The sequence below is a fragment of the Sulfurimonas hydrogeniphila genome (genome assembly GCF_009068765.1).
In the GTDB taxonomy this organism is placed as follows: Bacteria; Campylobacterota; Campylobacteria; order Campylobacterales; family Sulfurimonadaceae; genus Sulfurimonas; species Sulfurimonas hydrogeniphila.
In genome coordinates this window covers 1,448,008-1,460,552 of the sequence record NZ_CP035534.1, presented here as the reverse complement: position 1 = coordinate 1,460,552, position 12,545 = coordinate 1,448,008, and the positions used below count along the sequence as shown (strand labels likewise).

The 12,545-nt window shown below is 38.8% G+C and carries 13 protein-coding genes; 10 read left to right on the top strand and 3 right to left on the bottom strand.

Annotated features, from left to right (window positions below; translation table 11 throughout):
- Nucleotides 1-5: 5 nt before the first annotated feature.
- Genes ETP70_RS07735 through murJ form a run of 3 tightly spaced genes read right to left on the bottom strand, consistent with a single transcriptional unit; the run spans nt 6 to nt 3,714 of the window.
- A complete protein-coding gene (locus ETP70_RS07735; protein ID WP_151900651.1) occupies nt 6-920 on the bottom strand; it encodes a class I SAM-dependent methyltransferase in 915 nt (304 codons plus the stop codon).
- Nucleotides 921-2,321: a cysteine--tRNA ligase gene (cysS, locus tag ETP70_RS07730; protein ID WP_151900650.1), complete on the bottom strand. Its 1,401-nt coding sequence runs from the start codon at nt 2,319-2,321 to the stop codon at nt 921-923.
- Nucleotides 2,308-3,714, bottom strand: coding sequence for a murein biosynthesis integral membrane protein MurJ (murJ, locus tag ETP70_RS07725; RefSeq protein WP_151900649.1), 1,407 nt, complete (start codon nt 3,712-3,714; stop codon nt 2,308-2,310). The genes cysS and murJ overlap by 14 nt, the downstream gene beginning before the upstream one ends.
- 100 nt (nt 3,715-3,814) lie before the next feature.
- On the opposite strand from murJ, the gene ETP70_RS07720 reads away from it, so the two are divergent.
- From ETP70_RS07720 to ETP70_RS07675, 10 genes are all read left to right on the top strand, one after another.
- On the top strand, nt 3,815-5,734 hold the full coding sequence (locus ETP70_RS07720) for a flagellar assembly protein A (protein WP_151900648.1): 1,920 nt from the start codon (nt 3,815-3,817) through the stop codon (nt 5,732-5,734).
- 2 nt (nt 5,735-5,736) lie between these two features.
- A complete protein-coding gene (ruvA, locus tag ETP70_RS07715) occupies nt 5,737-6,306 on the top strand; it encodes a Holliday junction branch migration protein RuvA (protein WP_151900647.1) in 570 nt (189 codons plus the stop codon).
- 13 nt (nt 6,307-6,319) lie between these two features.
- Nucleotides 6,320-7,357, top strand: coding sequence for a D-alanine--D-alanine ligase (locus ETP70_RS07710; protein ID WP_151900646.1), 1,038 nt, complete (start codon nt 6,320-6,322; stop codon nt 7,355-7,357).
- Complete coding sequence (locus ETP70_RS07705; protein ID WP_151900645.1) at nt 7,358-8,092, top strand: EstV family lipase; 735 nt, start codon at nt 7,358-7,360, stop codon at nt 8,090-8,092.
- 13 nt (nt 8,093-8,105) lie between these two features.
- Entirely contained in the window at nt 8,106-9,551 is a 1,446-nt protein-coding gene (locus ETP70_RS07700; protein WP_151900644.1) for a Mur ligase family protein, read from the top strand.
- Between the two features lie 9 nt (nt 9,552-9,560).
- On the top strand, nt 9,561-10,049 hold the full coding sequence (locus tag ETP70_RS07695) for a TRAP transporter small permease subunit (protein ID WP_151900643.1): 489 nt from the start codon (nt 9,561-9,563) through the stop codon (nt 10,047-10,049).
- Nucleotides 10,049-11,329, top strand: a complete 1,281-nt coding sequence (locus tag ETP70_RS07690; RefSeq protein WP_230973241.1) for a TRAP transporter large permease — start codon at nt 10,049-10,051, stop codon at nt 11,327-11,329. Before ETP70_RS07695 ends, ETP70_RS07690 begins: the two co-directional genes overlap by 1 nt.
- Nucleotides 11,330-11,562: 233 nt before the next feature.
- Nucleotides 11,563-12,063: an HIT family protein gene (locus tag ETP70_RS07685; protein ID WP_151900641.1), complete on the top strand. Its 501-nt coding sequence runs from the start codon at nt 11,563-11,565 to the stop codon at nt 12,061-12,063.
- Nucleotides 12,064-12,101: 38 nt separating this feature from the next.
- Nucleotides 12,102-12,314, top strand: coding sequence for a hypothetical protein (locus ETP70_RS07680; protein WP_151900640.1), 213 nt, complete (start codon nt 12,102-12,104; stop codon nt 12,312-12,314).
- Between the two features lie 17 nt (nt 12,315-12,331).
- On the top strand, nt 12,332-12,544 hold the full coding sequence (locus ETP70_RS07675) for a hypothetical protein (RefSeq protein ID WP_151900639.1): 213 nt from the start codon (nt 12,332-12,334) through the stop codon (nt 12,542-12,544).
- The last annotated feature ends 1 nt before the right edge of the window (nt 12,545 follow it).

The window sequence follows — 12,545 nt, the reverse complement described above, 5'->3', positions numbered from 1 at the left end:
ACTGATTATACAGCAACTCTTGTAAAAACAAGATTTTTCAAACTTTTTTCTTCGTCATTACTTGCAAATTCGGGCAGGTTTTCCAGTCGTTTTTCAAATGTAAAACTCGGTGCGAATTTTTCTATCATCTCTATAATGAAGTTACTTTCCAACTCAGGAGAATTCAGACATGCCAAAAGTATGCAGTTCTGGCTTGCAAGCTGCGGCAGTTTTTTTATGAGTTTTTCATAATCTTTTGTCGCTTCAAAACTGCCTCTTTGAAAGCTCGGCGGATCGATGACAATCATATCGTAAGGACCTTTTCTTTTGAGTGAAGAGAATGATTTGAGTATGTTGTATGAGAGAAAGCTCACACCTTTTGGGTCGAGATTGTTTAAAGCATGGTTTGCCATTCCTGTTTTTAGGGCACCTTTGCTCATATCGACATTGACAATACTCTTTGCACCTCCGAGCTTTGCCGCAACACTAAATGCACAGGTATAGGAAAAGAGATTTAAAATGTGTTTGCCTTTGGCATTTTCGCGTACAAAGGCACGCCCGTTCTTCATATCGGGAAAATAACCGCTGTTTTTGTTGGAGAGAAGGTTGATTTTGAGTTGCATGCCGTTTTCTGTTACATGTAAATCCTGCGGAATTTCTCCTGTAATCACTTCACTCGGTGCATCTTTAAGATATCGTCTTTGTATTACAAGTGTTGTATATCGCGTGTTACATGTAAAGGCTTTGAGCATCTCTAAAAGTTCTGTCTCATTCTTTTTTTCAAAATACAAAGCAATACTCAAAATAGTGTCAATGGAGTCTACTGTAAGATGCCTCCACTCCTCGTAAAGTCCGCCACGACCATGAAACAGGCGTTTAAACTCTTCATTACATGCAAGGGCGTTTTTCTCAAGATGCTGTTGGAGTTCTTTGAGTGTCATTTATACTTTTTCCCAAAAAGTTCCCTGCGGGGTATCCATTAGATGAACACCAAGGCTAAGAATTTCATCTCGAATCTTGTCCGAGAGCGCGAAATCTTTCTCTTTTTTTGCGCTGTCTCTTTGTTCTATGAGGGTATTAATTTTCTCTTTTGTATTGTCATCTATGCCAAACTGAAAATACTCAAAAGGATTTTGTACACCAAAGCCCAAAATTTCTTCTATGTATGCCAAATTTGCCAGAGTCTCACGCTTGAGCAGTTTGTGTTTTCCTGCAGTGTCGAGTGTTTCGTTGGCTTTGCTTATCATCTCATCAATAAGGGCCAGAGCCGTTGAGACATTCATATCATCATTAAGAGATTTTAAAAGCTCTTTTTTAAAGGGTGTTTCATCATTACACGCAGACAAACCAAAAAGACGTTTTTTCAGTCTGTAGAGTTTGTCAAGACGCTTTTTGGAAGCTTCCAGATCCTGCGTGTTAAAATTAAAATTACTGCGGTAATGTGTACTTAAGAGGTAAAACCGCAATACCTCGCCGTCATACTCTTTGAGGGCATCTTTGAGAAAAAAGCTGTTGCCCAGTGATTTGCTCATCTTTTCGCCTTCAATATTGACAAATCCGTTATGCATCCAGTAGTTGGCAAGTTCATGTTTTGTGGCACACCGTGTCTGTGCCGCTTCATTTTCATGGTGGGGAAAAAGCAGGTCAGCTCCGCCTCCGTGGATGTCTATGGCAAAAGGCGTATCTTTGTAGGCCAAATGCTTTTCTATCATGGCAGAACACTCCAGATGCCAGCCCGGACGACCTGCACCAAAAGGAGAAGAAAAGGTAACACTGTTGTCCTTGACACTTTTCCACAGGGCAAAATCGGCATGATTTTTTTTGTAGCTAGAACTCGCGACCCGCTCCTGCTTGTCTTCTTCGTTTTGGCTGCGGTGTGAAAGCGTCAGATACTCACTGTCGCTTGCCGTATCAAAATAGACATCGCCATCAGGTGTTGTGTAGGCATGTCCTTTGTCTATGAGCTTTTGTATCAAATCAACCATCGCTTCAAGGTTTTGTGTTGCTTTTGGCTCCAGGGTCGGTTTTTTTACACCGATAGCTTCCATCTCTTTGTGGTATGCCTCTGTATAAAAGTCTGTAATCTCCTGTATCTCTTTTTTCTGCTCTATCGCTTTTTTGATGATTTTGTCATCTATGTCGGTAATGTTGCGTGCATAGATGACTTCATATCCGTTTGCCTCCAAAACACGCGTAAGCAAGTCAAACACAAGCGCTGATTTTGCATGTCCGAGGTGGGCATCATCATAAACGGTAGGACCACAGACATAGAGTGTGACTTTTCCTTCTTTGAGCGGAATGAATTTTCGTTTTGTTTTTTGTACAGAATCAAATATATGCACGGAGAATTTCCTTTAAATAGAGTAGTAATGCGATAAGTACAACAGAACTTACAGCCAGATAGATGAGATTTTTTGAACGAAGTATAGCAAAAAAGTTTTTTATCCCAAAAACTTTGAGGGTAAAAAAGAGACTCACATAGCCGCCGATGGTACTTGCCAGTGCCAAACCTGCCACGCCAAAAGGGCCAATAAAAGCCAAGGCAAAAGTAATGTAGGCGACAAGAGAAACAGTCGCTATTTTTGCGGCTTTTGCCTGCATCTCTTTTGCATAGAGCCAGAGAACAAAAAGTTTTTGTATGCCAAAAGGTAAAAGTCCGAGCATATACATTTGCAGTACGGCACTTGTGTTTTGGGTATCCTGGGCGTCAAAGGCACCTCTTTGAAACAAAAGCCAGATGATTTCATGAGAAAGGATGATGCCTCCAAGAGTACTGCATGTAAGCAGAAATGCCAAAAACCAGAAAGCCTTTTGCAGGTTTGCAAGCGCTTTTGCTTCATCATTGTTTTTTAAATAGCGTGCGATTCTTGGAAACAGCGCAACAGATACGGCAATGGCAAAAAGTGCCAAAGGCAGTTGAAAAATGCGGTTGGCATAGTAAAGATAGGAGATAGAACCGGTGACTAAAAACGAGGCTAAAAAAGTGTCCAAAAAAGCAGAAACCTGTGCGGTAGAGTTTCCCCAGACCGCCGGAAAGAAATTTGTGCGAAATTTTTTGGTATCCTCATTTATATTTTTAGATTTGACTCCAAAATACTTCACGCCGCCAAGAAGCAGTTTTGCCAGTCCGAGTTTGTATATGGCCAGCAGATGGACGCCGAGTTGCAACACTCCGCCAATAATGACCCCGTAACTTAAATAGTAAACAATTTCACTTTGGCTTTTGTCCTGAGAGAGGTACAAAGCAGCAATGAGTGAAAGATTGAGCAGGGCAGTTGCAAATGCCGAGGTTGCAAAATGGTGTTTGTACTGCAGCATAGCACTCAAAAATGTAACAAAAAATATAAGCGGAAGGTACCAAAAATTGATGGCAACATAGGGAGCGGCGAGGGCAATGGTGTCCGCATCAAAACCTGTGGCGATTGCTTTTGTAAAAAGCTGCGGTATGAGATTGACAAGAAGGGTGAGTATAAGTATGACAGAAGTGAAAACAAGGAGTATATTGATGCTAAAGAGCGCCTTGTGTCTGCTTCGTGTAAACGCAGGTATAAAAACCTGACTGAAAGCACCTTCTGCAAAAATTCTGCGAAAAAGATTGGGGAGTTTAAAGGCGATGAAAAATATATCGCTGTATATGTTTGCACCAAGTGCGGATGCGGTTAAAAGGTCTCTGAAAAATCCCAATACACGGGAGATGAGAATTCCAAAACTGTTGGTGAAAATTGCTTTAAACATAGGCTTCTTTGTCGATATAATATAAGTTTTACATAATTTTAACAAATCTTTGGTTAAAATCTTTCATAAAAAAAATTAAAAAAAGTATGGTAATTTCATTATGGCATTATTTGGTTCTGATAAAAAGACTAAAACAGTAAGAAAAGTTCGTCCGACTGTCGTACGAACGCAAAATGTTGCAAAAGAGATTTTTAACATTGCAAAATCATACGATATAAAGCCGGAATTGCTGGATTTTAACATACTTGATATTCAGACTTATACGAGAATAAAAAAAGACAAAGAAGAGAGTGAATGGGAAGAAGTCACACCCGAAGCCCTGCGTGAACTCAACAATGAAGAGAGCTTTTTAAACCCTGATTTTCAGATTAAACAGACATATGAGGTGGAAATTTTTTCCAAAAGGCTGGATGAAGATGAACTCTGTAAAAATTTCAAAACAGCAGTTGGGGCCAATGCTACAAAGTGTAAAGTGTATCTGAGTATTGCAGCGGGATCAAGTGTTGAGTATTCTCCGAGATTCGAAGACAGTTTTTTGGATCTTATAAATAAGAAAAAAATACGGGCAGGAATTCTTGTGCATATTTTTGATGAGATGCTTCCTGATGTGGTCTCAAAAATCTCTGCACGAGTCAGAGTGGCGCAGCACCTTGAATTTTTGCAAAATGAAACACATTTGATAGCAGAAGGGATTGAGCCGACACCTACAACAAATGATGCTTTGATACTCTATTTTGAAAAAAATAAAGAGTTTGATGAAAATGAGAGAATTGATTATGCGTTAAGAGGGTTTATACAAAGTGTCAAAAAAGATGAAGTGCTTATAGAGTATATCAAACCAAAACCCGGAAAACCCGGGCGTAACTGTCGTGGCGAATATATAAAACCTGCCGAGCCTGTCGTCAAACATGAACCGACTTTTAAAGTTGACAGTACGATACGAGTCGTTGAAGATGAAAAATCAATAAAATATATTGCCAATGAAAATGGTTATATTGCTTTTGAAAACGATACTTATGTGATAAAAAATGACGTTGATGTAAGAGAAGTCAGTTTCAAAACGACAGGATCTATCAAAAGCGGTGTGGACTCTGATGTGGAGATGTCTGTAAAAGAGACAGATGCCGTCAAAGATGCTGTTGGAACAGGTATGACTGTTGAGGTAAGTAAAATAAAAATTGAAGGAAATGTCGGCTCCAATGCAAAAGTTATAGCAAAAGAGGCTACTGTAAACGGACAAACGCATAAAACTGCTGTTATCAAAGCAGACAACTTGGAAATAAATGTCCATAAGGGGAAAGCCTATGGGAAAAATATCCGGGTTACGAGACTCGAACATGGTGAAATTGACGGTGAGCAGGTAAAGGTTGCACAAGCTTTAGGTGGTATAATTCGAGGCCGGGAAATAGATATAGAAATTTGTACTTCTCATGTCAAAGCAATTGCAACAAAACGCATTGAAATACAAAAACTTCAGGGCAGTGAAAACATTTTTACGATTGATCCTTTGTTGCAAAAAGAAGCCAAAGAAAGCCTGGACGAGAATCAGCAAAAAATAGAAAAACTGGAGCTGCAGCTCAAAGAGTTACGAGAAGAATTAAAAAAACAGATGCATTTGCTCAAAGAAGCAACACCGGCTTTTATAGAAATTAAAAAAAGACTTTTGCATTACAAAAAAAACGGAGTGAAAATGCCTGCTTCTTTTGTAAAAAAATACAAACAGTTTCAGGTCATGCAGGAAAATGTAAAGAATTTAAAGACCGAAGTTTCAGTGACACAGGATGCGTTAAACCTTTTAACAACAAAAACTTCTTCTTTTCAAGAAAATATTTTTGATGCAAGGATTATAAACAGAGACAGGTGGATAGGGTACAACGAAATTAGATTTAAACTGGTCGACCCTCCTATGGAACTGGTTTATAAACCTATGGAAGGTTCCCGTGAACAGGTTTTTGGACTCGTTGAACTGGACGAAGGCGAATATGCCATACGTCCTATGAATGAAGAGGAAATGAAATAAATATGATAGTAGGCTTACACGGAAAAATTGAATATAAAGAACCAAAATATGTACATGTAAACGTACAGGGAATTGTATATGAGGTTTTTATCTCTTTACACACATTTTCTGCTTTGCCAAAAGAAAATGTTTCTTTGTTTGCAACACACATCATTCGCGAAGATGCACAGCTGCTTTTTGGTTTTATGGATATGGCAGAGAAAAAAATGTTTTCCCGTTTGATCAAAATCAACGGCGTCGGTCCCAAGGTTGCTATGGCAATCTGTTCTACCTATACACCTTCCCAGTTTGCTGCAATTATAAATAACAAAGACGTGAACGGTGTCAAAAAAGTACCCGGAATAGGGCCTAAAAGTGCCGGGCGAATTTTAGTGGAACTTAACGGTTTTGATGCTGAAATACTCGGTGACAATGCAACACCGCAGGCCTCACAGGCATTTAACGAAGCCAGTGAAGCACTGGAAGCTTTAGGCTTTAAAAAAGATAAAATAGCAAAGGCATTGAGCGCATGTGAGGGAGACGATACCGCTTCACTTGTAAAAGGTGCCCTTAAACAACTCCAAACAATTTAAAAGGAAATATCTATTGAAATTAACAATTTTATTTGGCGGTGCAAGTTTCGAGCATGAAATAAGCATTGTCAGTGCCATAACATTAAAAGAGAAATTAGCAGGTTTTGATTTGACATTTGTATTTTGTGACAGTGATCATACTTTTTATCTCATAGAACCTGCAAAAATGAAAGCAGTCACTTTTTCAAAAGGTGCCTATAAAAAGATGCCTCTGCTTACACTCGCACAGGGCTCTTTTGTACAAAAAAGCATGTTTTCAAAGAGTCAATACAACAGTATCGTGTTAAATTTAATTCACGGGGCGGATGGAGAAGACGGGACAATAGCCGCACTGTTTGATTTTTACTCTGTAAAATACATTGGTCCGCGTGTGGATGCCTGTACATTCTCTTATGACAAGCGTTATACAAAATATTTGTGTGAAGCCACAGGTGTCAAGTATGTAAAATATGAAGTTATTCATAAAAATGAACATTGCAATATAACGATACCGTATCCTTTTATAGTCAAACCTGCTTCTCTTGGCAGCTCAATCGGGGTAAGTGTAGTCAAAGATGAAAGTGAACTTGATTATGCACTCGATGTTGCTTTTGAATTTGATGACACACTCATTGTAGAGCCGTTTTTAGAGGGTGTCAAAGAGTATAATCTGGCAGGATATTACGCAAACGGCATGATGCATTACTCCATTGTCGAAGAACCGAAAAAAGAAGAATTTTTAGATTTTGAGAAAAAGTATATGGATTTTTCAAGAAGTGAACAGGTGCTTCAGGCGGATGTCAGTGAAGAGTTGGCACTGCGTCTGAAAACAAATTTTGAAAAAGTCTATCGTGGTTTGTTTGAAGGTGCTTTGATACGCTGTGACTTTTTTGTTTTCAATGATGAAGTACTGCTCAATGAAATCAACCCTATTCCGGGTTCTATGGCAAATTATCTTTTTGAAGATTTTGCAGCCTCTCTTGAAGAACTTGCCTCCTCTTTACCCCATTCAAAACGTCCAAAAGTGACTTATGATTATATTCACTCTATTTCTCAGGCCAAAGGCAAATAGATGGCGGTAAAGTCAATACAGTATAATCAGCATACTTTTGACATTAGTTATGAAATAGTGAATCCTCAAGCAAAGGTTGATTTGATAGTCCTGCATGGCTGGGGAAGCAATAAAAATCTGATGAAACAGACATTTTCTCCCTATATGGACACTTTTCGCCACATCTATATAGATTTGCCGGGTTTTGGTAATTCTACATGTAATGATGCTTTAACAACTGCTGATGTAGCAAGAATTGTAGAATTGCTGATGATTCATATGAATGCTTCAAAAGATATTGTAATGGGGCACTCTTTTGGCGGAAAAGTTGCTTTGTTGCTGGAGCCGAAACTGCTTGTTTTGGTTGCAAGTGCCGGTATTTATATACCAAAGCCTTTGAAAGTACAGGCAAAAATAGCACTTTTTAAGGCATTGAAAGTTTTTGGTTTATCCAAATTCCGTTCGCTCTTTGTGGCAGATGATGCCAAGCAACTCAGCGAATACATGTATCAGACTTTTAAAAATGTGGTCAATGAAGATTTTAGTGATGAATTTTCAAGATTTGAAGAAAAAGCATTGCTTTTTTGGGGTAAAGAGGACAGTGCCACCCCACTTGATTCGGGAAGAAAAATCCAAGAGCTTATCAATGATTCTGCTTTGGAAGTATATAATGGCGATCATTATTTTTTTATGAAAAATGCAGAGGATATTTCTTTAAAAATTCAAACTGCGTTTTTAGAAACAATGCAACACTAAAAGGGAGTATGCAATGCAAGAGTATGAAACACTGCTGGCCTTTGTAACCAATGTTCTTTTTGTCACACTTTTAGGCTGGTACCTTATTACAAACCTGCAGTGGTATGATTATAAAATTGAGAGAGTGATTTTCAGACATCATAAACCGCATTGGCATATTTTGTATTTTATTATTCCTTTTATCGCCTATTACACAACAGGGAAGTTTTTCATTATATTTTTTATATTTGCTTTTGTCCCGAGTATTATTATCTGGTATAAAAAGCTTGATAAAAAGCTGGTTTTTACATGGCGTGTCAAAAGATTTTTGATTCTTTTGGTTTCGCTGACATTGTTTCAGGATGTACTGTGTACGCTTAAAGAGGGCTGTGCAACATACGGTGTTTTTATGCCTTTGGCACTTGCCTATATCGGCAGTTATATAATAGAGAAGTTTCTTTTCAAAGTCTACATGAAAGAGGCGAAGAAAAAACTGCAATCTATGAAAGATTTGGAAATTGTCTGCATTACCGGCAGTTACGGCAAGACAAGCATTAAAAACTTTACAGCCAAAATTCTCTCGTATAAATTTAATGTCTATGCAACACCGAGAAGTGTAAACACTTTAGGCGGAATTGTTGCGGATATAAACAATAATCTCCCTGAAGATACACAGATATATGTATGTGAAGCAGGCGCAAGAGAGCGCGGAGATATTTATGAAATTACGACTTTTCTGGAACCGCAGAGAGTTGTGGTCGGGCGTGTGGGTGAGGCACATATAGAGTATTTTAAATCTTTGAAAAATATTATCGCTACAAAACTCGAAATTATTAAATCACCAAGGTTGGAGCAGGCATTTATTCATACCTCTGTGACAGATGAACCGCATGAAAAGGTAACTTTTTTCGGTGATGAGATAAAAAACGTACAGGCAACGCTCGAAGGTACTGATTTTGAACTTGAATCAGATGGGAGAACTTTACAACTGCATACAGATATTCTGGGTGCTTTTCAGACGATGAATATTGCCGTAGCGGTAAGAATAGCAAAAAGTTTTGGAATGAGTGATGAAGAGATAGTTGAGGCTGTCAAAAACCTCGAACCGGTTGAGCATAGACTCCAACTCATAAAAGCCGGTGGAAAAATCATTCTTGATGACGGATATAACGGAAATATTGACGGTATGCTTGAGGGTATACGTTTGTGTTCACTGCATGAGGGCAGAAAAGTCATCGTTACACCGGGACTTGTTGAAAGTACGGATGAATTGAATCTGCAGCTGATTGAAGCAATCAACAAAGTCTTTGACATAGTGATTGTTACCGGCTCCTTAAATGCAGATCTTTTTGACAGGCATTTACATGTAAAGAACAAAATAATACTCAAAGACAAAGCATCAATGGTTGACATTTTGGCCAGTCAGACAAAATCAGGCGATATCATACTCTTTGCCAATGATGCACCGAATTTTATATAGGATTTTTGTATGTTAAATGCTGTCGATAAATTTATGAAGTATATATCTTATTTGACTGCAGTGATTCTGGCATTACTGGTTGTTTTGGTTGTATTTGATGCAACAAGCCGCTATCTTTTTTCTCACGGTTCTACGGCACTGCAGGAGTTGGAGTGGCATTTTTTTGATGTGGTTATTTTACTCAGTATTGCCTTTGCTCTGCGTCATAATACCCATGTCCGTGTTGATATTTTTTATGAAAAATTTTCGCCAAAGACACAGGCCCTCATTAATATTGTCTCGGCTCTCTTTTTTGTACTCCCTCTTTCAATTTTGATTATTTATATAGGAATAGGATTTGTGGAGATGAGCTTTGTGCAGCATGAAGCCTCTTCAGATCCGGGCGGTTTGCAATACCGTTGGATTGTCAAATCTTTGATGCCGTTTGCTTTTGTTCTTTTGGTGTTGCAGGCACTCAAAGAGCTTGTAAGCGACATTGAAAAATGGAAATCACTCTAATGGCATTTGTAATGTTTGGTGTGGCGCTTGCACTTTTACTTTGGGGAATCCCTGTTGCCTTTGCCTTTGGCGGTGTGGCAATGTTTTTTGCCTTTTTCATTCCTTCTTTGGGATTTGATGTTTTTAATATACTGCCTTTTAGAATTTACGGCATTATGAGCAATACTACGCTTATGGCAGTGCCGCTTTTTATTATGATGGGACTGATTCTCGAAAAGTCAGGTATGGCGGAAAAGCTGCTGATTTCGATGAGTGCGCTTTTTAAAAGTGTTCGCGGCGGTTTGGGTGTAAGTGTTGTTCTGGTCGGCGCACTTTTGGCAGCTTCTACGGGAATAGTTTCGGCTTCTGTGGTAATGATGAGTGTCATTGCTTTGCCGTTGATGCTTGGAGCCGGGTACAATAAAAGCCTGGCATCGGGAACTATTGCCGCAAGCGGAACGCTTGGACAGATTATACCGCCTTCGATCATTCTTATAGTGCTGGGTGATGTGATGAGTGTCAGTGTCGGTGATTTGTTCAAAGGTGCGGTTTTGCCGGGACTGACACTTGTTTCACTCTATATAGCCTATATTCTCATTCGTGCTTTCATGAACAAAGAAGATGCTCCGGCACTGATGAGTGAAGAAAAAATCAGTATGTTTGCCGTACTCTCTGCTATAATCCCGCCGCTTTTGTTAATGCTGGCGGTTTTGGGTAGTATCTTTACCGGTATCGCCTCTCCGACAGAATCAGCGGCTTTTGGCGTACTCGGTGGCGTCATTTTATCGGCATACAATAAAACACTTAAGTTTGCGATGATAAAATATGCTCTGTTTGAGACGATGAAGCTCAGCGGTATGATTTTTATGATTTTAATCGGTGCGACAACTTTTAGTCTTGTTTTTAACGAACTCGGTGGAACTGATTTGATTTTGGAATTTTTCTCGCAAGACATAGGAAATGTCTGGGTATTTATAGCTGTGGCAATGCTGAGTATTTTTATACTCGGATTTTTTATAGATTTTATAGAAATAAGTTTCATTATTGTACCTATTTTAGTCCCTGTTATGGCTGCTTTTGGAATAGATCCCATCTGGTTTGGCGTGTTAATAGCCATGAATCTGCAGGCATCATTTTTAACACCGCCGTTTGGACTTTCGCTTTTCTTTTTAAAAGGGGCCGCCGGCAACAGTGTTACAACGATGGATATCTACAAAGGTATTATCCCTTTTATCGCTTTGCAGTTGTTAGGTCTGGGGCTTGTCGTGGCTTTTCCTGATCTGGTTTTTGCATTTTTGTAATGCTGTCGCCATCAGTCGGCACTAAAGTACCGATTCCGGGTGAGTCTGTGTTTTTTTTTGGAACCCGTACTTCAGTGCGGGCTGAGAGTGGCAAGAAAGTAGCAATAGTCGGTACTGAAGTACCGATTCCGGGTGAGTCTGTATTTTTTTTTCGGAACCCGTACTTCAGTGCGGGCTTTAGGCTGGTTTTATTACTGTTGCCATAGCGATTTATAATTTTTGAAGGAGAATGAATGGAAGATATTTTATATGCTCCCTGGAGGGATGAATATGTTACACAGGAAAAAATAAAAGGGTGTGTTTTTTGCCATATCAGTACACACCCGCAAGAGGATGCGTCTTTACATGTACTCTACAGAAATGAACACTGTTTTATGGTGATGAACAAATATCCTTATACTCCGGGGCATTTTATGATTATCCCCCATATGCATACGGACAAACTTGAAGAGCTGCCGAGTGAAGTTTGGCTGAACATGTCCAAACTCGCACAGCAGAGTGTCAAACTGCTCAAAGAAGGATTAGGTGCAAACGGCGTAAATATCGGTATGAATTTGGGCAAGGCTGCGGGTGCAGGAATAGCCGAGCATATTCATATGCATCTTGTTCCAAGATGGGAGCGAGATACGAACTTTATCACTGCTGTTGCTCATACAAGAGTCTACTCAACAGATTTTGAAAGGATTTACAAAAAAATCAAAAGTTTCATTCCAAAGTATATAGATATTAAATAAAATTTGATGTATACTAAAAGAAAAAGTAAGGATTGAAAATGTCAGATGCAGTTATACAGGAATTGGCGGAAAGAAAGGCTGAAATAGAAAAAGAATTGGAATTACTGTTTAAAATGAATATGAAAATAACAGACTGGGATGTTCCCGAAGCGGATGATACAGAGGCGGCAGATATTATTTTAAATATTATGGAAAAAAAGATTCAACAGCTTAGAGAAGATGTAAAAGCCGGAAAATATGAAAATTATTAATTACAAAGGAAAAAGAAATGAGCGCACATAAACACAAAGAACATTTAGAAAAAATCAAAGATGCAGTTGTCAACAGTGACAAGCTGGATGAGAGCCAAAAAAGTGACAGTGTCAAAAGAATTGAAGAGTGGATAGAAGAGGATAAAGCATTTGGAACACTTATGGAAGAGCTTTTGAATATCAGTGAATATTTTGAAGTTTTATTTGCAGAATTAGGTTTGAGTAAATAAT